This window comes from Paenibacillus sp. 05T425, from assembly GCF_056396205.1.
The window spans coordinates 39102-58808 of record NZ_JBFTLA010000020.1 but is presented as its reverse complement, the minus strand read 5'-3'; the positions used below and the strand labels follow the sequence as shown (position 1 = coordinate 58808).

Below are 19707 nucleotides of genomic sequence, written 5' to 3'. Positions count from 1 at the left end.
GTCATGAACTATTTCATGGGAGAAGGATGAACTTGTGCACTTCTGCAAGGACGTCCTTTTTTTGTACGATAAGAACAGAAGAACGGAACTAACGGGAGGGTGAAATAACGGTGAACGTACTGGAGATTAATCAGCTGACGAAAAAATTCGGTGATTATACCGCCGTGGATAACTTATCGCTGTCGGTGCAAGAAGGAGAAATATTCGGTTTCTTGGGACCGAACGGCGCAGGCAAAAGCACGACGATTCATATCGTGGCTTCCTTGCTCTCCGCGACCAAAGGCGAGATTGCTATAATGGGCCGCAAGGTAGCCAAGAACGGCAAGTTTGCGAAGCAGTCGATTGGCTTCGTACCGCAGGATTTAGCGATCTACGAGAATATGACGGCTTATGAAAATGTTCACTTTTTCGCAGGGTTATACGGCTTAAGAGGAGCGGAGCTGAAGCGAAGCGTGGTCGAAGCGCTGGAATTCGTTGGACTATCCGATCGGCAAGGAAGCTTTCCGAAGAACTTCTCCGGCGGAATGAAGCGAAGGCTCAATATCGCCTGCGCGATTGCGCACAAGCCGAAGCTGATCATCATGGATGAGCCGACGGTAGGAATCGATCCGCAATCGCGCAGCTATATTCTGAACTCGGTGCGGAAGCTGAATCGAATGGGCAGTACGATCATTTACACGAGTCATTACATGGAAGAGGTCGAGGAGATCTGCTCGCGAATCGCGATTGTCGACCATGGGAAGATCATTGCGGAAGGAACGAAGGCTGAGCTGAAGGCGATTATTACGAATCAGAAGAGCATCAGCATCGCCGTACGATCGGCCGACGATGTTCCGCTGGAAGAGCTGAAGGGCATTGTTGGCGTCAGTACGGTCGAAGTCGCGGATCAGACGATCCATATTAGCTCGGCTGTAGAAATCAACAATCTAAATGCGATCATCCAGCTGCTCGTGGCAAGCGGCTTGGAAATTCGGGGCGTGGAAGGGCAGGAGCCGAGTCTGGAGACCGTGTTCTTGACGTTGACCGGCCGAACGCTGCGCGATGAATAACCAAGCGGCCAGTGATGACACGACAGAGGGAGGGAGTACAGCCAATGAACATATTGCGAATCGCAGGGAAAGAATTGAAGATTCTCCGGGATATTAAAATGCTGCTGTTCATGCTGGCGACGCCCGTCTTGCTCATGCTTATTTTGGGGACGGCGCTGTCCGGCAGTTTTCAAGCAACCGTGAAGGTGGAACCGATACGTGTTGTTTATAGCTTCAATGGAGCAAGTGGAGAGGTACAACAGAAGTGGGAGGCTTTGCTGCAGGATGGAGCAGCTTCCGGCATCGTCTTCGAGAAGGCAACGGATGGTAGGGAAGCAGACGTTAAAGACGATGTGCAAAACGGACTCTATACCGGTTATGCGACGATCTCTGAGGACGGCATCAGCTATTACGGCAACAGTAGCAGGGCCATGGAGAACGGCATCGTCCAAGGATTATTGACTCCGCTAACAGACCGTTACAAACTGTCGGTCGCCGAGAGCGGTATTTCTAGCTCAGACGGCAATTATGTAGCGGAGACGCCGATCGATACGGGGCTGCAGCCGAGTGGCTTGGACTATTTTGCGGTAGCCGTTACCACGATGATCATTCTGTACAGCGCCTTAACTGCGGGGCAGCTTATCGAGACGGAGCGAAGCGGGCATACCGATATCCGCCTGCTGGCATCTCCTGTGTCGAAGGGTGAAATTTTCGCTGGTAAAATCGCCGGATCGTTTGTGCTGAATGCGATTTTCGTCGTCATTGTCGTATTGCTTAGCAAATATATGTTTGGCGCCAACTGGGGCGGCCATCTGTGGGTTGTTTTCTTGGTCTTATTCAGCGAGATTGTGTTAGCGCTTAGCCTTGGGCTCGCCTTTGGTTACTTACTGAAGGGCAATGTGGCCGGCAGCGTCTTGATGATGATTATTCAAGTAGCGGCTTTCGTAGGCGGAGCGTATACCCCGGTCGAAAATACATCTGGACTCATGTATGCTCTCGCCGCGTATTCGCCGCTGCACTGGTCCAATGAGGCTATCCTGCAAATCATTTATGCGGGTGAGCTTGAGGCTTCGCTTCCAGCTATGCTGCTGAATACAGGCTGCTCGGTCTTGTTGCTTGCACTGGCTATCGTGTTGATGAGAAGGAGGGAGGGTCTGTAATGAAAGAGACGACATGGCTCGTTCGCCGCATGGCGCTAAGTACGGTCAAAAACTACAAAGTCATGCTCTTGTATTTATGTCTGCCGATCTTCGGCATCCTGTTATCCTCATCGATCTATGGCAGTTCCGATCAGGAACCATTAACGCTCGGGGTGGTCAATCTCGATAACGGTCAGGCGGCGTCCACGGATCTGGTTGCCTATATGAGCGAGCTCGATCAGGTAGAAGTGGTGGACATTCAGGCAGATGAGGCAGAAGACCTTTTGCGGGGAGGAGATATCGATACGGCACTGACGCTTCCGGAAGGCTTCGCGGTCAGTTTGCCGACAGGCGAACCGGCGAACGTCTCGCTGGCTTCCGTCAAGGGTTCGCAGGTTGCCCCTTATATCAAGTCGTATGTGAATGCCTACATCGGAAATCTGGCATCGATCGGACTGGCATCGGGAGGCGATCAAACGAAATTTGATGAGTTGTATAAAAGCTTTGTTCAAGCGAATTTTGAACTCTCCGTCGAGAAAGTAGAGGATCGCTCCTTGGAGCATCGCAAGTCTTCGCAAACGGTAGGTTATTTAATCATGCTAATGCTGTTCTCGGCAGTCAATCTGTCGGCGATGATTCTGAAGGAGAAGGAGAACCGGACGTTGTTCCGACTGTTCGCTGCACCGATCACGGGCCGAGCTTATGTAGGGGCCAATGTCATTGTGAACGTCATCGTCATGCTGATCCAGATCCTTGTGACGCTGACGGTGATGACCCGGCTATTCCATATGGAGTCCGGCATCCCGATTGTGCAGCTCTACCTGCTGCTGGGACTGTTCGCCATAGTAGCGGTAGGGCTGTCTTTAACCATTGTGGCCTTCTCTGCAAGCTCGATGGCGGCGAGCGGCATCCAAACGATGGTGATCATTCCGACAAGTCTGCTTGCCGGCTGTTTATTCCCGCTCGCGACCATGCCTTCATTCATGCAGCAGATCGCCCAGTTCTTGCCCCAATACTGGCTGCTAGATACGGTCAGCAAGCTTCAGCAGGGGGAAACAGTATCCGGTCTGGTGCTGAATCTAGCCATTCTAGCCGCATTCGCGCTCGTCCTGTGTTTAACCGCCGCATACAAGTTCGGAAGGAACAAGGAGCTGCATTCGTTTATATAACAGATAAGTTGATATAATTGGGAGCAAAAGAAAGATCGGCGCAGGGATTATCCCTGCGCCGATCTTTTTTATCAGCTATTTAAATTGGAGGAGTAGGAATAGGAGGAAAAGAAGGAATAGGAGGAAAAGAAGGAATAGGGATAGGAGTAGGAGTTGGTATGTAAGCTGCCACAACCGTTTGGCAATATTGCTGTGTGATGCTTACGTCATCCCCGTCGAACAATGCCCCTGATTTAAAGTTAACCCGCACTGTGTCGCCTACTAAAAAATCAGATTGAGGAATTTTAATATCAGCTCTTGGGAAGCCGTCTCCTTCATCAAGCCAGTTAAACGACATTAATTCCAAGTTAAACGGCTGTTCGCCATTTGGTGTAATAACGATGGAATCAATTAAATGACCAATATCTGTAATGGATGTAGTGGCGCTTCCAAGCTCCGTCTGGAACGTAATGGTGAGATCCTCTATATCATTGCCTGCATACAAAGTCGATAGGAAGGCTACATCTACTGCCGATTCCGGCGTTGAAGTAGGCGTCGGTTCAGGTGCTTGTGTCGGCGAAGGCGTCGGGGTAGCCGGCCTGCGCGTAGGCTGTGTCGTTGGTTCCGGCGTAGCCGTTGGCGTTGGAGTCGGCGACTCCGAAGGAGATGGTGTTGGTGTAGGGTTAAGCTTAACGAATTGGTCCTTCGCTTCATAAGCGCCCAGAACAAGCAGATCTCTTGTCGCATTGGTTTTGCCGCCGAAGTTTCCGTCTGCACCGTTTTCCAGAAGTTTCAATTGCAAGGCCAACGCTACATATCCTTTTGCCCAGTCGGACACGGTAGTGTCGTTTACACCTGTAGACTCTTGGGAATCCTTCTTAACTCCAAGGCCTTTGATAAGGAAAGTGGCTAATTGTTCTTTAGTGACTTTACCCGCAGGGTCGAATACACCATTGCCGTATCCTTCCGTAATACCTGCATTCTTGATGGCTTCGATATAAGGCAGAGCATAGCCGCCTGGGCCATCCTCGCTCACGTCCTTGAAGCTGGACTCTGTCAGGTTCGAATCTACCTTAAGATTGAAGATCAGGGCGGCTACCTTGGCGAACTGGGCGCGGTTCATCTCGTCCTTTAATCCAAATGTCCCTTCAGAGACGCCATCAAATACGCCCGCGCTGATCAGCGCGTCGAATTTGGCTTTCGTTGCTGCGTCCAGATCCTTTAGATCGCTGAAATCGGCCGAGGTTTTGGCATCGGCGTTCACATTGCCTATCGGGCTGGCGATCGCCGAGGAGAGCAGAATGGCGATAAGGCCGGCGGACGTCCATAACTTTTTCATAATAGAAAAATTCCTCCCTTTATAATGGATGACTAGATTATCGCTATCATAGCAAATTGAACCTTAACAAATATTGGTCATTAAGCGCGCGAAAAAACCGTAAAACCCTTGATAAATCAGGGTTTTACGGTTCGGGTCGTGTTAAATACCATTATTTTCAAGTCTGTCGAATTTACGAGGATTTCCGTCGAACGAGCCGAATATTGTCAATCCTTCAGAGGTAGAGAAGCGCCTTTACTTCTTCGCTGGGTTCCAGTCTGAAGTCGCGTTTCAGCGTACGCTTGAGCGCATCATACTGTTTCATGGCGGTTATGCGATCGTTGGTCGCCAAATGGGCGCTGATCAGCTTCGCATGAATGGCCTCGTTCCAAGGCGCATGCTTCAATGCCTTCTTTAAAATTTTAATGGCAGGGGGGTAGAGGCGTTCCCTCCAATAGTAATCGTTTATTTTGAGCAAAAAGGTTATGTATTCGTTCTCTAAATTTACCCGTTCCTGTGCGGCCCAGCTGTAATCGTTGTCTGCCAAGTAGCCGCCTGCGTACAGCTTTGCCATGCTTTCGTACACGCCTATATTTCCGCTATCAATAGGATCGGGAGCAGACAGAAATTGAACGAAGCTTAAGTAATCGCTCTCGATTCTATGAACCTCGATTCGGTAAAGCCCGCGGCTATGATGGAGCAGATCTTCGATTCCGGCACTCAGCAGATTTCTGCGCAGATAGTGGACAGTCGTATTGAAATAGGCTGCCGTTTTCCCGGAATTGCTGCCCCACAAGGCGTTCATAATCCGGTCTCTGTCTACGCTCGCGCCGCGGTGGTGAATGAGATAAGCCATTAGCTCTTCGGCTTTGGAGATGCGCCATTTCACTCCCGTACCTTCTCCAGCAACGACCTTGAAGCGTCCGAAGTTTTGGATTTTCACCCTGGGCTGCATCGCCATATTCCTCCTTCATCAATCTCCAACCAGCATGATTGCTTTTGCTTTACTCTGCTTTTCGTTTAGTTTAGCATCACTGCAAATCCTAGCCAAGAGTCAGTTAATATAATCAGCGGTGGTGATTAGCCCAAAGGCATGGTACGCTAACAAATGACAGGATATAATTGGATTATTTTACAACTACATTCGATGTAAAGGGGCTGCTATTGGTCATGCTAGGCAAATGTATAGGCGTGGGCTCGAGCTGCGAGGTGTATGAATGGGGCGGCGAGGAGAAGGTCGTTAAACTGTTCCATACCGGCACGTCAAGGGATGAGGTAGAACTCGAATACCGGAACAGCGCTTCGGCATGGGGCAACGGGCTTCCTGCTGCCCGCCCGTTCGAGCAAGTCGAGTGGGATAACCGACACGGTATCGTATTCGAGAAAGTGGACGGACCGACGTTCGTCAATCGGTTTTTCGAACAGCTGTATGCTTTTCAGGTCATCGATTACGATCATGAGGAAAGCGATTTGCGGAAGTTCGCGAGGGTGCTCCACGACATTCATAAGGAAGGCATCGACGGCGTCGTCACTGAGCAGAAGGAGCATTTGAAGGACATTATTGGCCGGCCTGCATTATTGTCGGATGACGATATAACTTCGCTTCATGCTTATATAGATCAATTGCCGGCGAAACGGCAGTTATGCCATGGCGACACGAACCCCAACAATCTCATTATGAGCGAAGGTGCGCCGGTCATGATCGATTGGATGCATGCCGCGATCGGGAACCCGGCTGCGGATGTTGCCGAAGTGTGCGTGACGATTTTGTATGCGGTGCTGCCGCCGGAAACGCCGCCGGACGTGCTTGCTTTTTTCGAGGATATGAGAGAGACTGCCTGCCGAATATTCGTTGATGAGTACGCCAAGCTTTCGGGTTTGACTGCAGCGGAAATTACGCCTTGGTACGTTCCGTCCGCCGCCCGCCAGCTTGCTTCAGGCGCGTTGTTGGACGATCAAGCGCTTAATCTCGCTAAGATGATTCGTGCTGAGCTTCATATCTTCAGCGGGCAATAACGACAACGAAGAGGGGTCACTAAACGGTGCCCCCTCTTCGTGCTGCGTATTAATGCTGCCGATACCAGCATCGTACCGAGAAGGCCGTGCACGAGTTTATGGATATCGGCGAGGCTGCCCGGCAGCTGGATCGCCGGGCGAAGGCTTTGGGTACGTTGCTGTACAAGCGCGGCGTTCGTTATTCGTTTTTTTATAAATGGCCATTATGAAGGAGGTTACGGCAATCGATATCGCGGAAAGAACAACTCCCTTTAAGCTGTAGCCGGCCAAGCTGATAAGCAATACGATGCAATCAAAGAGAAAGTTGGTTAAGCCCGGATTGATCCCGTATTTGCGATGAAGATAGAGTCCGAGGATATTGGAGCCGCCCAGCGAGGCGCCGTGACGGAACAAGAGGCATACGCCTGATCCAATGAGTACACTTCCGGCTATCGTACCGAACAGGGGAGGTACCGACGGGTAGGGAATGAAAGGGTACGCGGAGGAAAAAACGAAGAGAAGCGCGATAGCGGCTATCGTATGCACCGTGAACTTGCGTCCCATCGCCACATATGAGAACAGCAGGAACGGAGCATTGATCAGCAACAGCAAATAGTGAAACTTCATATGCCACATATGGGCAAGACTCAGGGATAGCCCGGCAGTTCCCCCCGTAAAAAGCCCCGCATGCTTAAGCATAATCAAACCCGCGGCCGTCCATAAACAACCGGTTGCAATTGGAAGCCATTTGCGACCCCGCGCCTTCATTCTGGTCACCATAATCCGTCTCATCTAAGATGCACCGCCTGTTGCTTGTTGTTCCTTTAAGCATACTGAACGGCCTTAGCTCGTTATATAAGTAAATGAATCGAATTCGTGTGAGAATTGGTAACAATGAACGGATTACCCTCATAAAATATGCAAAATGAAGGGTGGTGCGCGGCAATGGACAGATTGGACCGGGAGATGCTTCGAATGCTGCAGGAGGATGGGCGGATGACGGTAAGCGAACTGTCCAAACGGCTGGCGCTTAGTCGCCCGAGCATCTCGGAGCGATTGTTGCGGCTGCAAGAGAAGGGAGTCATTACCGGCTTCCGAGCACAAGTATCGCCGGCCGCAGTCGGAAGGTCGATGCTGCTCATGATTCAGATGAGCGAGCTGAAGGTATCGCCGACCGACTTCGAGAAGCGGATCGCAAGCGACGAGGCGATATTGGAGTGCCACCGCGTAACGGGCACGGTCAGTTATATGATGAAAGCGGCCGTTACGGGCATGGAGTCGTTAACCTTGCTGGTGGAGCGGCTCATGCCGTACGGCAATGTCAACACGTCGGTTATCCTGTCCTCGCCGGTGACGAGCCGTCTGGTTTTGCCGCATGAGGGGTGAATGAAAGCGAAGCTATGAAGCTGTCGCTCTAGTCTTATTTCTTGCGACAATATTACGTTCGATCTTGAACCTTTTCAATGCAAGCCTTGATTGCATCAATAACGAGCTTCGGCTCCGAAAACTGAGGAAAGTGGCCGCTTTTGTCTGCCGAAATATGCGTGCTGGATGGAGAAAATGCCAGAAGCTCAAGCTGATTGTGGAGCCGCTGCTTGCGGACGGCTTCCGGCATCATCGGATTTTGTTTGCCGCCGGTTATGACATATACCGGAACGGCAGGAAAGCGGTCAAGCGCATGAATCTGATCGACCGTTTGTTTCACATAATGAACCTCGTCGTATTTCTTATGCGGTGACAAGAAATCGAACATCGCTAGCAGCTTATTCATCGCCTTGACCGTCTTGCCTTGGTGTTGATCGAGGCTGATATCTCCAGGCGTGCTTGACTCCAGGAAGACAACGCCGGCAACCTCGTCCGGGTATTTCCGTGCATATAAGTTCGCATAGAGTCCGCCTAATGAATGACCTACGAGCACGAACGGAGGCTTCAATCCCGCAAGCTGCAATGCCTCGCGCAAATGCTCGACAATCGTAACTCCGTCTTGGGGATGCTGAGGCTTGTCGCTGCCTGCAACGCCCAAACGGTTATACGAAAATACGGTGGACGCCGCAGAGATGTCTGGCAATATTTTCATCCAGCCTTCAATCGGGCCCGAGCCTCCGTTGATCAGAACGAGAGTCGGTTTGCCATTGCCGCTGATCTGGTATAGCAGCTTACCTTTTGATGTATGTAATTCGGATTTCTTCATGACCAATCTCTCGCACCTCGCCTCGTAAGTAACGTCTTTCTTTCTTTAGTGTTACGTTCTGATCGCGAGTTGGAAACATTTTTATCCAAATTACGTTTATAGGTTTGAAGTCACTACGACGAATAAGGAGAGCCTATGAATAAACGATTGGTGTATACGGCGGTAATTTCGGGTCTGATCGTTGCGCTGTTGGCGCTGCCTGGAATAAATAGAAGCGGACAAGGCCCCGGTGCCGAAGGTGAGCCGGCTACGATGCCGACAAGTATGACGGAGGTTGAGACACCAAAGCCCGATGTTGAGGAAGTGCCGGAAAAGGAGCCCGTGCTTCAACCGGCAGTCGAAATAGATTGGTMAGAAGACGGATTCCGACTTGTCTTAGATGAGCATACATACGTCGACGGGATCGAAGGGCTCATGGTTGCCGATAAAATAGTGCATTTGCTTGCCCGCACGATCTATGCTGAAGGGGATACGGTCAGCAATAAGTATCGATACGATGCAGCAGTTGTTCAGCCTGATGGCCGCGAGCTGCAAACTTTCCCGCTTTATGAAGCCGAATTAACTACGCCGCCTTCACTTATGGCTTTTCGCAAGCTCGACGAACAGCATGTCATGTTCATTCGCCGATCGGAGGCCGGTGGAAGGCTTATTCATGATCTTGCCAGGCTGAACATTACGACGGGAGTAGTCGATGACATTGCTTCTCGGTTCTGGGAGGTCGAAGTGCCGCTTCATGAGCCGGCTGACGACTTCTTGCTAAGCGTCGTTCAACCGGCGAACGGAGCCGGCGGAAAAGTATTGCTGACAAGCTTTAAAGGAAAGACATGGCTTATCGATACGGAATCCGGAAACGTTCAATGGGAGGGAACGCAGCTGTACCCTGCTTACGGGGACATGGGGAGTAAGCCGCTGCGCGGACTTGTTTATCCTTCGCCTGATTTGAAGCGATTCGTGAATCAGGGAGTGGATGAAAACCAAATCCTGGTGACGAATCAATTCCGGATCATTGATGCTGATAATGGAAGCCTATTGCGTTCGTTTGATATTGATAATGCTATGGCTGTCATGGACGACGGGATAGGGTGGAACGGGGAGAGCAGCTATTTCTACTTGGAATATGCGGATCGGGACAAGCCGATGGGCGCAGGCTATGACAATGCCAGCTATGTTTTTGCGCAGCATATTTCGTTTTATAGCCGGGATGGGGAGCTTGTCCGCACGTTGTCTCAGCCGAACGGCTCAGTTGAACGGATGAGTGTATTTAATTGGGTTAACGAGAATCAGCTATTGATTGAAATGTATAAGCCTTACGAGGACCAAGAAGGATCCTGGTTGAAAGGGAGGATCTCCTATAAGCTGTATGATCTTCAGTCCGGGCGTCTGACGCCATACCGAACAACGGATTCGGCTAATCAGTTGGAAAATCCGGAGGCTGTCAGCCTGCATAACGCAATCGTGTACGATTCCAAGGCCTTTGTTATGGCAGATTATAAGCATAAGCGAATATGGGAACCTCAGTTGGAGGGACGGACGTTTCGTTCTAATGGTCAACTATATGCAAAAACCTGGGGAGGCGATCCTCCTGCTTTGTTCCGATGGGATGAGAAAAGACGCGGGCTGGAATGGGTCGCAGACGAGGGGGAATCAACCATCATCGCGCTCCAGGGGGATTGGTCTATTAGTCGGGAGAACAAGGGACATAGCGTCCTATATCAAAAGCTGATTTCCGAAGCCAAGCGCAATGACGATGGCCTGCCGATTGTTCAAACGCCATTCCCGGAGGAAACCGCCGGAGGCGAATGGTGGAAGACGCAAAGCGGCGTCGTTCCCGCCCAGGACGGCGAAACTGCACGCGTTGAGGGCAAGAGCCGATACGGCGACATTACGCTGCAACCGGAAGCAGGGGAAGTGACCTTGAAGATCGGGGAAAGCTACCGGTATTACGGAAACTATGTGGCTTGGTATACCGATTCGAACGGACGGAAGCGGTCGCTGCCAAGCTTGGACGGGCTCTCTCTGCATCAGGAGAAGGCCGTTGGCGAAATGCGCAGTTATTCGCTGGACGGTTATGATGTCGTTATATTCCAGCCGACCCAATACCGGTTCACGAAAGGCTTCGATGGCGGCATTAAGAAAGTGTTTGCTTACGTCATTACGGAGAAAGGGGAAGCTTTCCCGCTGCAATTCCAGTATGCCTCGACTAGCGGTATGACGCGTTCGGACATGATTACGATTCATGATCATGCGGCAATCGAGCTTCGGGATGGCGAGATCATTGTCCAGTCGGCATTGGCCGAAGGTCGATACGAGCTGGCTTGGACGCCTAGTCTGCGCGATCATACGCTCACTTTAACCGGCATGGTCGACAAAACGGCGCAATATACGTATTTGAACACCCTATTGGAACGTTATACGAATTACCTGGAGCAGGCGTTCGGACTAGAAGAAGGGTATACAGCCGAAGAAAAGTTGAACGAAGAACGGTTGCGGGCATTGTTCACGGAAGAGGCATGGAGCAGTCGGGGCTTTGAACAACTGAAGTCGAGGTTCGACTCTGAAGCTGCGGCCGCAGGCAGTTGGTCCCGAGCGTTTGCTTGGAGCCCGATCGATGCGCGGTTCGATGAATCCGGACGTATTCACGCCACCTTCACGATCAACCTATGGTATGCCATCGGTTTGGCTGCTCATCTTGATGCCGTGCTGAGCCTGGATGATGGGGAATGGCGTTTTCAAGACTTTGGAAAGCTGGAAGTGGAGAAGCTGGAGTTTTGGTGAATGCGCCGATTTGAAGTTTTATAGTTGCGGAGCGCGGCCGGGAAGGCCGCGCTCTTTGTTTGTTTTTGCATGTTTAGAACTTTGCGAGGTACGCGTCCAGTTGGTCGAACGTGCTGCCGAAGCCCTGCTGCATCGATTCGAACATGCCTTTATAGAAGGCATGCTCTGCTGGAGCAGCGTTCTGAGGTCCTCCTTGAAGAGTAAGGGTTGTTCTCCCGTCCTGTTCTTCGAAATGTACGATATTCAATATTTCAAGCGGAAACTCCGAGCTGAATGGAGGACGTATGGTATTGCCCTCTGCATCTGCGAAGGTGCTAATGTAAACGAGTTTGTGCGGCGCATCGATTTCTTGATAGATGAACTTGGCCCACATTTGACCGCCGTCAGGAGAGGTCATGCTAAAGTGGAAGATTCCGCCGGGACGAAGATCGAGCGTCTTTACTTCCAGTGCCATGCCTGTCGGTCCCCACCAGTGCTTCAAATGCTCGGACTCCGTCCATACTTTGAATACTAACTCGCGAGGGGCCTTTACCGTACGGGTAATGACGAGTTTTCCTTCTTCGGTGTTCACTTGATTGGCGTTAGCCGAGCGGCTGTCGGTCATGTTCATTCATTCCTCCAAATGTAATCGTAAATGGATGTGTTCCCGGTTGTCGCGGACATTGTCATAGCTTACCCTTAGGGTCTGTGCAACTGAACATCAAGAGTGGATTGCGTTGCTGTATTGCTTGGATTAAATATACTTAAACGAGAATATTCCTGTCAAGGAATATAAAAGCTGAAAATAAAGGATGCGCAGAAGACCTAAGATCTTCTGAGCATCCCATTCAGTGACAATTAGTAAACAACGACTTGTTTAAAAAATAATTTATTCGTTTTTTGGTCTAAATTGTAAATAAAATATACACCGAATCTGTCCTCGAATTCTCCGCCTACAGCATCCACGTAATACATCAAATCTCTGGAGTATGTATATTCTTCATATTCTGAATCTGCGGATAGTTGCTGTTTGTCTGCTTTTGCAACAACATCTTTAGCGATTGGTGTAATGGCGTCGACACCATAGCGGTCATGAAGCCCTTTTACAGTTTCTTGGATATCTCGAATACTGAATTCTGAAGAAGAGTAACCGGATGAATCTTGTTGAATATTATTTTTTATCCAAGTTTCAACGGCAGTTGTATCGCCAGTTTGCAGTGCTTTGCCGTAAAGGCTAATGAAATAAGCCGCTGCTGCTTTGTTATCTTCAAACATTTTAGATGCAGCTGTGCCTGCTTCGTAGAATTTCACTGCGTCTTTTGCGTTGGAAGTGCTTGGCGTCGTCGGAGTCGTCGGAGTCGTCGGAGTCGTCGGAGTCGGAACCGTCGTTCCTTTGCTATAGATTTCAATCGTTTGAGCGGCAGAGTTCCATACGACTGTTGCACCTAATTGTTTGGCTATAAGAGCGGCAGGCACGTAGTTGCTGCCTTCATAATTGAGTGGGGCTTGTCCGTTCAAATTAACGTTTTTGCCGTCTACCGAAATCTTAAGATTAGCATTCTGATAGGCGGTAACTTTCTTCAGTGCTGATGCGGCGAATGCAGTCGTACCTACGGTCATGACGAGGGATGCCGCTGTAATGATAGCTAACGTTTTTTTGCTAAAAGCCAATTTCATTTGTAAAACATCTCCTTTTTCTGTGTTGGCAATCAATCTTTCTCATTTAAATCTAAAATTTAATGATGTTAATACTTTCTAATATGATAATACACTTCCAAGTAAATGGGAAGATCTAATAGATACGGATATTTTATAAAGAATAATTTACCTATAGTTATGTGAGCGATATCAAAACAGCATTGCCGGCCTTTGATTGCAGGAGCAAGCGCTGTTCCTGAGCGACCGATCGGCGGCAAGTGCTTGTAGGAACAGCTCCTCCAAAAAGGTGAAACTTCCTAATAATTGGGTGCGTATTAAAGGCTTGGCACCTAAAACTTGGGAGGGATCAAGTGATAATGAACAAAGTCAAGTACAAGCCTAGAACCGCACTATGGATCAAATCATTTGCTGCAGCCTTATTGATCTTATGTCTGATGACCTCAACCGTCTATGGCGCGGCATCAGAGACGGAAGGCAATAGCCAAACAAAGGAACTGAACGCAGAGAGCGCAGTAGCCTTCCTCGATTCGTTCTTCGCCTCGGAAACAACCAAGCCTCATTACACAGGCGCTTCGGTCGTTGTGGTTAAGGACGGCAAGGTTATTGCCCAGAAGGGCTATGGTGTTTCGGACAAGGAAACGGGAAAGGCTGTTGATCCGGCATCCACTGTTTTCCGCATTGCCTCGGTATCGAAGACGTTTACCGCTGTGGCGGCCATGCAGCTTATTGAACAAGGGAAGCTTAGCTTAACGGATGATATTCTGAAGGTTTTGCCGAACTTAAAGCTTGTTAATCCGTTCAACACCCCTGTCACGATCGAGCAGTTGTTGACGCATACGACGGGATTCGAGATTCGCGATCCTAAACCGGAAGATCTTCATTTCGATTTCAACAAGATCGTCTCTATTGAAGAATATGTACAAGCCAACTTGCCGCCGGTTGTTCGCAAGCCTGGCAGCTCTTATATGTATGATAATTTCGCTTCTCTTCTGCTAGGACTAGTCGTGGAGAAAGCAAGCGGCGTACCTTTCGAAACGTATATGGAGCAAAATATTTTCAAACCGCTGGGCATGAACAATAGCGGCTTCAAGCTTGAAGGCAAACTGAAGGAACAGCTGGCTGCCGGATACAGCGCGGCAGGCCAGAAGGTTGAGCCGTACGCCGTTACGCCAACGATTATGCCGCATGGCGGCATGCTTTCGACTGCCGAAGACGTAGGCAAATTCATGATTGCCTTCCTGAATGGCGGAGCAACGGAATCCAGCCGTATTCTCGCGGAGAACACGGTAGATCAGATGGAAGTGTACCGCTCATCCATTCATCCGCTTCTGCCGGATACGACTTACGGCTTCGAAGCGCCGTTCCAAATTCCGGGGGCGGGAAGCAGCTCCAAGATTATTACGAAAGCTGGCGATCTGACTGATTTCAGCTCTTATTTATTCCTTATTCCGGAGCAGAATACCGGCGTGTTCTTGACGTATAACCAACAAGGCGTTCTGCGCAACCTGTTCTACCCGCAATTCATTCAGACATTTTTCCCGCAATATGCTGCGCCTGCACAGCTGCCGCAGTACTTGCCTGCTTCGGCAGACGAGTTGAACAAGTTCACCGGCTACTATGCGGATCTGCGGATCAGAAGCATAATTTCAGGTCTTAAGTCTGGAGAAGCTGGGCTGACCATTGCCGACGCATTCATCGGACCTCGCCAGCTGAAGCAAGTGGATGCCAACTTGTTTGTCGACGGACTGACAAATCAATTCACCGCCTTCAAGCTGGATGAGAACGGAAACGTTCTCTATATGAAAGAGCCTTATTTGAACCCGCTTGGTTATGCGAGCAAAGGTGTAAAGGCTGCTGGCTTTACGGATGTGACTGCCGAGCATGCGTATGCGGAGCAAATATTTGCTCTTCAGTCGCTTGGTTATTATGCGAACGATGCAAGCATTGCCTTCCAGCCTGAGCGGCAGGTGACTAGAGGGGAATACGTGCAATTTATTTTGGAATCAAGCAATCTGAAAGGAAGCGAAACGACCGAGCTAGCGTTCAACGACTTGACCGGCCATCCTTCGGCAGCTTTCATTCAGACGGCATATGAGCTTGGAATGGTGAAGGGAACCGGCAATGGCAAGTTCGATCCGAACCGTGTCATTACGCGCCAAGAAGCAGCAACTGTGTTATGGGGCTTGTACAGTCTCCAATACCCGCCGCAGCTGTTCGAGAGCGTGAAGCTTGCCGGGAAGACCGACGCTTGGGCAATACCAGCCGTTAAGATGATGGTCGCGCTCGGTATTCATGGACCGGAGGTTAAGCTTAATGCGGACGGAACAGCCGATTTCGGATCCAAGAACGTGCTGAAGAACCAAGAGTTGGCGGCTATTCTATACGCCTTGCTGACACAGCCGACGGATCAGATCGTAACCGCTCTCGCTAATCCAGGCGCGACTGCGAATCTCTTGCCGCAAGCTTCTTAAAGTCTAGCGTCGCGTCGATACATCCAAATAGCATCAAATATTAATGCAGAGCCTGCGATTACGTGAACCGGCAACGGAAGCGATAATGGCAGGCTTTTGTGTTTTTAAAATAAATGTTGTGCAGAATGGTGAGGTATACGAGTAGGTTAGTTAGGTTCATGCTATAATAGAATCCGCTAGTATGATATTCATCATTTGCCAATGGCGATGATTAAGGAGATTAAACGTTGAACAACAATCATATTGATGCTGTAACCGAACTGCCAGAAAACTTCGAGGAGCTTAAGAAAGCGGTCAATCGGACTGCGAGCTGGAGAGACCGTCTGAATGCCGTGAATGAACTCGGCCAATGGGACACGGCGCCTACCATTAAACTATTGCAGCATGTTATGGATGGCGATTCCGTATTCCAAGTGCGCGAGGCGGCATACCGCAAGCTAAAGCAATTGGGTGAAAATGTGCAAATGCCGGCAAAGAGCAAGGGCGAGCTGTATAAGGGACTTAACAAAATTTTGCTGCGCATCAAGAAGAGCCTGCCAGAGGGACATACGTTTGAGGAATTCAAGGAAAAGCTGCAAAAGACGCGTTCGGATATTTACGATACGTACGAGGGCGACAAAGGCGCAGAGTTTGATTCCTGGCTTCAAGCGATTTGGGAAACGCCGGCTAGAAAGTAGCGGCTGCTCATTTCAATAACAGGGGAAATATGCAAAAAGGGAGCGTGGACGTCTGTCCGCGCTCCCTTTTTGCATATTTTTGGTTCGGTTATTCATAAGTTGCCGCGGATTCTTTCACAATTCTTTTATTGGGGGTTGCTACCATGATAGAGAGGGGTACATGGTTACCTGTTTCTACGTTAAAAGTTGGTAGAGGAGAGATTAATAATGAGAAAATCTGCTTTATGTTTAATCATCGCATTAGCAGTCGGTTGGACAACGATATTTCAGGCACAATATGCTTATGCGGACGAGGACGGAGATTATACGTACATCATTGACGGGGGTACTGCCACGATTACGGATTACCCTAGAGGTGCTCCGGTGGACGTTATCATTCCAGACACGCTGGGAGGGGTGCCCGTCAGTGGAATAGGTGAAACAGCGTTTTATATTACCGATCTCACAAGCGTCACTTTCCCGGATAGCTTGACGAGCATCGGAGATGCTGCGTTCGGCTATAACTATCTCACAAGCGTGGAGATCCCGAACGGAGTAACCTATATCGGAATGAGAGCATTCGCGAATAACCAGTTGACCAGCGTTGTCATTCCAGACAGCGTAACGACAATGGAGCAGGAGGCTTTTAGGGATAATCAGCTTGCCAGCGTTGTTCTATCGAAAAGTTTGACAAGCATTAGCGACTTTGCTTTCAGAGGCAATCTGCTTACTAAAATCGTTATACCGGCGAGCGTAACGTCGATTGGCGGCTATTCCTTCCGTTATAACAGCCTGTCGAGCGTAGTCGTGCTGAATCGCTCCACCGCAATTGATCCACTATCGTTTAATAACAATCAAGCCGTACCTGCAAACTTGAAAATATTCGGTTTCGCGGGTTCGCCCGTACAAACCTATGCGATTGGCAAAGGTTTTACCTTTGTAGACGGATCATCTTTGTTCGGCGCTCTGGCAACGGCCAAGCAGTTATTGGAGCACTATGCTCCGGGCACGGCGATAGGAGAAGTGCCTGCGGGCATCTATGATGATCTAGCGGTCGCTCTCAGCGATGCCGAGCAGTTTATTGATGCGATTACCAATGCATCAGCAGCCTCTGATTTGGCTGCTGCCGCTGCCGAACTGAACGCGGTCATTCAGTCATTTAATGGGGCAATCGTTGAGGCGGGGGATGCCGCAGACTTGGTATCGTTGCTGGCGGATGCGGCGCAAATGCTAACCGATCATCCCGTAGGCGCGAACGTAGGCGAGACGACAGTGGCGGCAAGGGACGCTTTCCAAGCAGCTATTGAAGCGGCGCATCTAATCGCTGACGATGCCGAGAACTATACCCAGCTTCAATTGGATACGGCGGTTGCCGATTTGAATGAGGCTATCGCGATTTTTGAAGCCGCTTGGGTGGAATTGGTGCTGGAGGCTCCGACTGCCGGAGTATATGGCATTCATGACAGCCTTCGCTTTACGGTGAGCTACGGATACGGAGTAACCGTGACAGGGACGCCGACCATTCCGATAACCATCGGCAATCACGGTACGACAGTCGTCGTTCAGGCTGCGTATACGGGAACGCGCGATACTGCATTGACGGAGCTAACCTTTGAATACGAAGTGCCTGAGGGTTTCTTGGATGAAGACGGTATTGCTATTGCCGCGCAAATAAATGTTCCAAGCGGAGCGGGTATTACGCGGGCGGGCGGCGTTGCGGCCTCTCTTGCGTATGCAAGCGTGGACGTGAGCGGAATCCGCGTTGTATCGATCGCGCCGACGATTACGCTCGTCAGTGGCGGGGTTGTCGGCAATAAGGTTGGCGTTACGGTAACAGCCGATGTACAAGGGACTGCGACAGGAAACGCGTTGTCCAAGCTGGCTTGGATGAAAGGAAGTCATGGCACAACCGGTTTTGCCGGCGGCGCGGGGACGGATATTTTGACGGTCGGACAATTCCAAGTTTCGGCGAATGGCATCTATACGGTCTACGCTAAGGATGCCGCAGGCAATGAAGCGGTGAAAGAGATTTCCGTTACAGGGATCCAGACACCGTCCCCGGGGTCCGGCGGGAGCGGCTCCGGCAATCCTGATATTGAAATTCCGGCAACGGCAATCATTCTCGTGAACGGCATCCAGACGGAAGTAAGCGTGACGACCGAAATAACCTCCGACAAGCAGTCTGTTATCAAGCTTTCGCTGAAACCGGAGCAGTTAGCCCAATCTTTCGAATCTGGCCGAACGAATATGGTCATTACGGTCAATGGCATCGGCTCGTCCGTACAGGTGAACCTGCCTGTGCCGACGCTGCTGCGACTGCTGAAAGAACGGCCCGATGCCCGCGTTCAAGTGACCGTGAACGGAAATAGTTTGGATATTCCGCTTGCCGCGATCGAACAGCTATCGGCGATAACTACCTTTTCCCTGAGCGTAGCGGAGGCTTCCAATACAGCAAATGATGCTTTACAATCAGCGGTTGACATGCGGGGAGCCACTGCCCTCTTAGATCGCCCGCTTGTATTCGCCTTGGAGGCGGACGGCCGAATCGTGGACGATTGGCAAAGCATTAACGCTCATAAGACGATAAAGCTGACGGCGGCAGTCGACCCTGACAAAGCGACAGTCGTTTGGATGGGTGACGATAAGAAGCTTCATTTTGCGCCAGCGATATTCGCAAGCGACGGGACCGTAACCATTCATTCTCCGTATGAGGGCATGTATACGATTATTCGGTTGGACCGAAAGTTTACTGATCTGCTAGGACACTGGGCTCAAGTCGATATCGAGCGGCTCGCAAACAAGCTGATTGTGGACGGAAGACCGAACGGTTTGTTTGATCCGAACGCTACGATTACCCGGGCGGAGTTCGCTGCACTGCTTGTTCGAGCGCTTGGCTTGCCCGAGACGAGACCAGGGGAGCCCTTCACGGATGTGGATTCCGTGGATTGGTTCGCCGGGGCGGTGGGAGCTGCGAAGCAAGCCGGCTTAATAGGCGGATATGAGGATGGCTCATTCCGGCCGGAAGCGAACATTACCCGGGAGCAAATGGCGGTCATGATCGCCAACGCGCTGTCCTTCGCCGGTCGATCGCCGCAGATGGATAGCGCGATACCGACCTTCAGCGATGCCGCCGATATTTCAATCTGGGCGGCTGAGGCGACGAGACGGTTGGCAGGCTTAGGCATTATCCGCGGCGTTACCGATACGACATTCGTTCCGCAAGCGAATGCCACCCGGGCTCAAAGCGCCGTTATGATTACTCGGATGCTCGTTTACTTGCAATTCATTAATAAATAAAGGAATAGAAGCCCGCGCTGTCCTTTGGATGGCGCGGGCTTCTGTTTATAT

The 19707-nt window shown here is 50.4% G+C and carries 15 protein-coding genes; 9 read left to right on the top strand and 6 right to left on the bottom strand.

Annotated features, from left to right (window positions below):
- The first annotated feature begins 110 nt into the window (after window positions 1-110).
- Genes AC1DF0_RS29475 through AC1DF0_RS29465 form a run of 3 tightly spaced genes read left to right on the top strand, consistent with a single transcriptional unit; the run spans window position 111 to window position 3336 of the window.
- The gene (locus AC1DF0_RS29475; RefSeq protein ID WP_477576960.1) at window positions 111-1049 is read left to right on the top strand and encodes an ABC transporter ATP-binding protein; all 939 of its coding nucleotides are present in this window, start codon (window positions 111-113) and stop codon (window positions 1047-1049) included.
- 44 nt (window positions 1050-1093) lie between these two features.
- Window positions 1094-2188: an ABC transporter permease gene (locus AC1DF0_RS29470; protein ID WP_477576958.1), complete on the top strand. Its 1095-nt coding sequence runs from the start codon at window positions 1094-1096 to the stop codon at window positions 2186-2188.
- The gene (locus AC1DF0_RS29465) at window positions 2188-3336 is read left to right on the top strand and encodes an ABC transporter permease (RefSeq protein WP_477576956.1); all 1149 of its coding nucleotides are present in this window, start codon (window positions 2188-2190) and stop codon (window positions 3334-3336) included. The genes AC1DF0_RS29470 and AC1DF0_RS29465 overlap by 1 nt, the downstream gene beginning before the upstream one ends.
- Window positions 3337-3415: 79 nt before the next feature.
- Here AC1DF0_RS29465 and AC1DF0_RS29460 read toward each other — a convergent pair whose 3' ends face one another.
- Window positions 3416-4654 carry an S-layer homology domain-containing protein gene (locus tag AC1DF0_RS29460; RefSeq protein ID WP_477576954.1) on the bottom strand — a complete coding sequence of 413 codons (1239 nt, stop codon included), beginning with the start codon at window positions 4652-4654 and terminating at the stop codon, window positions 3416-3418.
- Window positions 4655-4868: 214 nt separating this feature from the next.
- Window positions 4869-5588, bottom strand: a complete 720-nt coding sequence (locus AC1DF0_RS29455) for an AfsR/SARP family transcriptional regulator (protein WP_477576952.1) — start codon at window positions 5586-5588, stop codon at window positions 4869-4871.
- Between the two features lie 215 nt (window positions 5589-5803).
- Here AC1DF0_RS29455 and AC1DF0_RS29450 point away from each other — a divergent pair, with 215 nt between their 5' ends.
- Window positions 5804-6649, top strand: coding sequence for a phosphotransferase family protein (locus AC1DF0_RS29450; RefSeq protein WP_477576950.1), 846 nt, complete (start codon window positions 5804-5806; stop codon window positions 6647-6649).
- Between the two features lie 96 nt (window positions 6650-6745).
- On the opposite strand, the gene AC1DF0_RS29445 is transcribed toward AC1DF0_RS29450, so the two are convergent.
- Entirely contained in the window at window positions 6746-7420 is a 675-nt protein-coding gene (locus tag AC1DF0_RS29445; RefSeq protein ID WP_477576948.1) for a YitT family protein, read from the bottom strand.
- 153 nt (window positions 7421-7573) lie between these two features.
- Here AC1DF0_RS29445 and AC1DF0_RS29440 point away from each other — a divergent pair, with 153 nt between their 5' ends.
- Window positions 7574-8014, top strand: a complete 441-nt coding sequence (locus AC1DF0_RS29440; protein ID WP_475822067.1) for a winged helix-turn-helix transcriptional regulator — start codon at window positions 7574-7576, stop codon at window positions 8012-8014.
- Window positions 8015-8066: 52 nt separating this feature from the next.
- Here the strand turns inward: AC1DF0_RS29440 and AC1DF0_RS29435 are convergent, their stop codons facing one another.
- Window positions 8067-8819 (bottom strand): alpha/beta fold hydrolase, encoded by a 753-nt coding sequence (locus tag AC1DF0_RS29435; protein ID WP_477576946.1) that lies wholly within the window; start codon window positions 8817-8819, stop codon window positions 8067-8069.
- Between the two features lie 135 nt (window positions 8820-8954).
- Here AC1DF0_RS29435 and AC1DF0_RS29430 point away from each other — a divergent pair, with 135 nt between their 5' ends.
- On the top strand, window positions 8955-11594 hold the full coding sequence (locus AC1DF0_RS29430; RefSeq protein WP_477576945.1) for a hypothetical protein: 2640 nt from the start codon (window positions 8955-8957) through the stop codon (window positions 11592-11594).
- 73 nt (window positions 11595-11667) lie between these two features.
- Here the strand turns inward: AC1DF0_RS29430 and AC1DF0_RS29425 are convergent, their stop codons facing one another.
- Together AC1DF0_RS29425 and AC1DF0_RS29420 are read right to left on the bottom strand one after the other, a co-directional pair.
- On the bottom strand, window positions 11668-12198 hold the full coding sequence (locus AC1DF0_RS29425; protein WP_477576943.1) for an SRPBCC family protein: 531 nt from the start codon (window positions 12196-12198) through the stop codon (window positions 11668-11670).
- Between the two features lie 233 nt (window positions 12199-12431).
- A complete protein-coding gene (locus AC1DF0_RS29420; protein WP_477576941.1) occupies window positions 12432-13250 on the bottom strand; it encodes a stalk domain-containing protein in 819 nt (272 codons plus the stop codon).
- A 338-nt stretch (window positions 13251-13588) separates the two neighbouring features.
- Between AC1DF0_RS29420 and AC1DF0_RS29415 the strand changes: the two genes are divergently transcribed.
- From AC1DF0_RS29415 to AC1DF0_RS29405, 3 genes are all read left to right on the top strand, one after another.
- Window positions 13589-15703: a serine hydrolase gene (locus AC1DF0_RS29415; RefSeq protein WP_477576939.1), complete on the top strand. Its 2115-nt coding sequence runs from the start codon at window positions 13589-13591 to the stop codon at window positions 15701-15703.
- 227 nt (window positions 15704-15930) lie between these two features.
- On the top strand, window positions 15931-16380 hold the full coding sequence (locus tag AC1DF0_RS29410) for a HEAT repeat domain-containing protein (protein ID WP_477576937.1): 450 nt from the start codon (window positions 15931-15933) through the stop codon (window positions 16378-16380).
- 207 nt (window positions 16381-16587) lie between these two features.
- Window positions 16588-19656: an S-layer homology domain-containing protein gene (locus AC1DF0_RS29405; protein WP_477576935.1), complete on the top strand. Its 3069-nt coding sequence runs from the start codon at window positions 16588-16590 to the stop codon at window positions 19654-19656.
- Window positions 19657-19707 lie beyond the last annotated feature (51 nt).

What these genes read in the sequence shown, in the direction of transcription:
- AC1DF0_RS29470 (WP_477576958.1), top strand. Translation starts at nt 1,094, where the DNA reads ATGAACATATTGCGAATCGCAGGGAAAGAATTGAAGATTCTCCGGGAT.
- AC1DF0_RS29465 (WP_477576956.1), top strand. Translation starts at nt 2,188, where the DNA reads ATGAAAGAGACGACATGGCTCGTTCGCCGCATGGCGCTAAGTACGGTC.
- AC1DF0_RS29460 (WP_477576954.1), bottom strand. Translation starts at nt 4,654, where the DNA reads ATGAAAAAGTTATGGACGTCCGCCGGCCTTATCGCCATTCTGCTCTCC.
- AC1DF0_RS29455 (WP_477576952.1), bottom strand. Translation starts at nt 5,588, where the DNA reads ATGCAGCCCAGGGTGAAAATCCAAAACTTCGGACGCTTCAAGGTCGTT.
- AC1DF0_RS29450 (WP_477576950.1), top strand. Translation starts at nt 5,804, where the DNA reads ATGCTAGGCAAATGTATAGGCGTGGGCTCGAGCTGCGAGGTGTATGAA.
- AC1DF0_RS29445 (WP_477576948.1), bottom strand. Translation starts at nt 7,420, where the DNA reads ATGAGACGGATTATGGTGACCAGAATGAAGGCGCGGGGTCGCAAATGG.
- AC1DF0_RS29440 (WP_475822067.1), top strand. Translation starts at nt 7,574, where the DNA reads ATGGACAGATTGGACCGGGAGATGCTTCGAATGCTGCAGGAGGATGGG.
- AC1DF0_RS29435 (WP_477576946.1), bottom strand. Translation starts at nt 8,819, where the DNA reads ATGAAGAAATCCGAATTACATACATCAAAAGGTAAGCTGCTATACCAG.
- AC1DF0_RS29425 (WP_477576943.1), bottom strand. Translation starts at nt 12,198, where the DNA reads ATGACCGACAGCCGCTCGGCTAACGCCAATCAAGTGAACACCGAAGAA.
- AC1DF0_RS29420 (WP_477576941.1), bottom strand. Translation starts at nt 13,250, where the DNA reads ATGAAATTGGCTTTTAGCAAAAAAACGTTAGCTATCATTACAGCGGCA.
- AC1DF0_RS29415 (WP_477576939.1), top strand. Translation starts at nt 13,589, where the DNA reads ATGAACAAAGTCAAGTACAAGCCTAGAACCGCACTATGGATCAAATCA.
- AC1DF0_RS29405 (WP_477576935.1), top strand. Translation starts at nt 16,588, where the DNA reads ATGAGAAAATCTGCTTTATGTTTAATCATCGCATTAGCAGTCGGTTGG.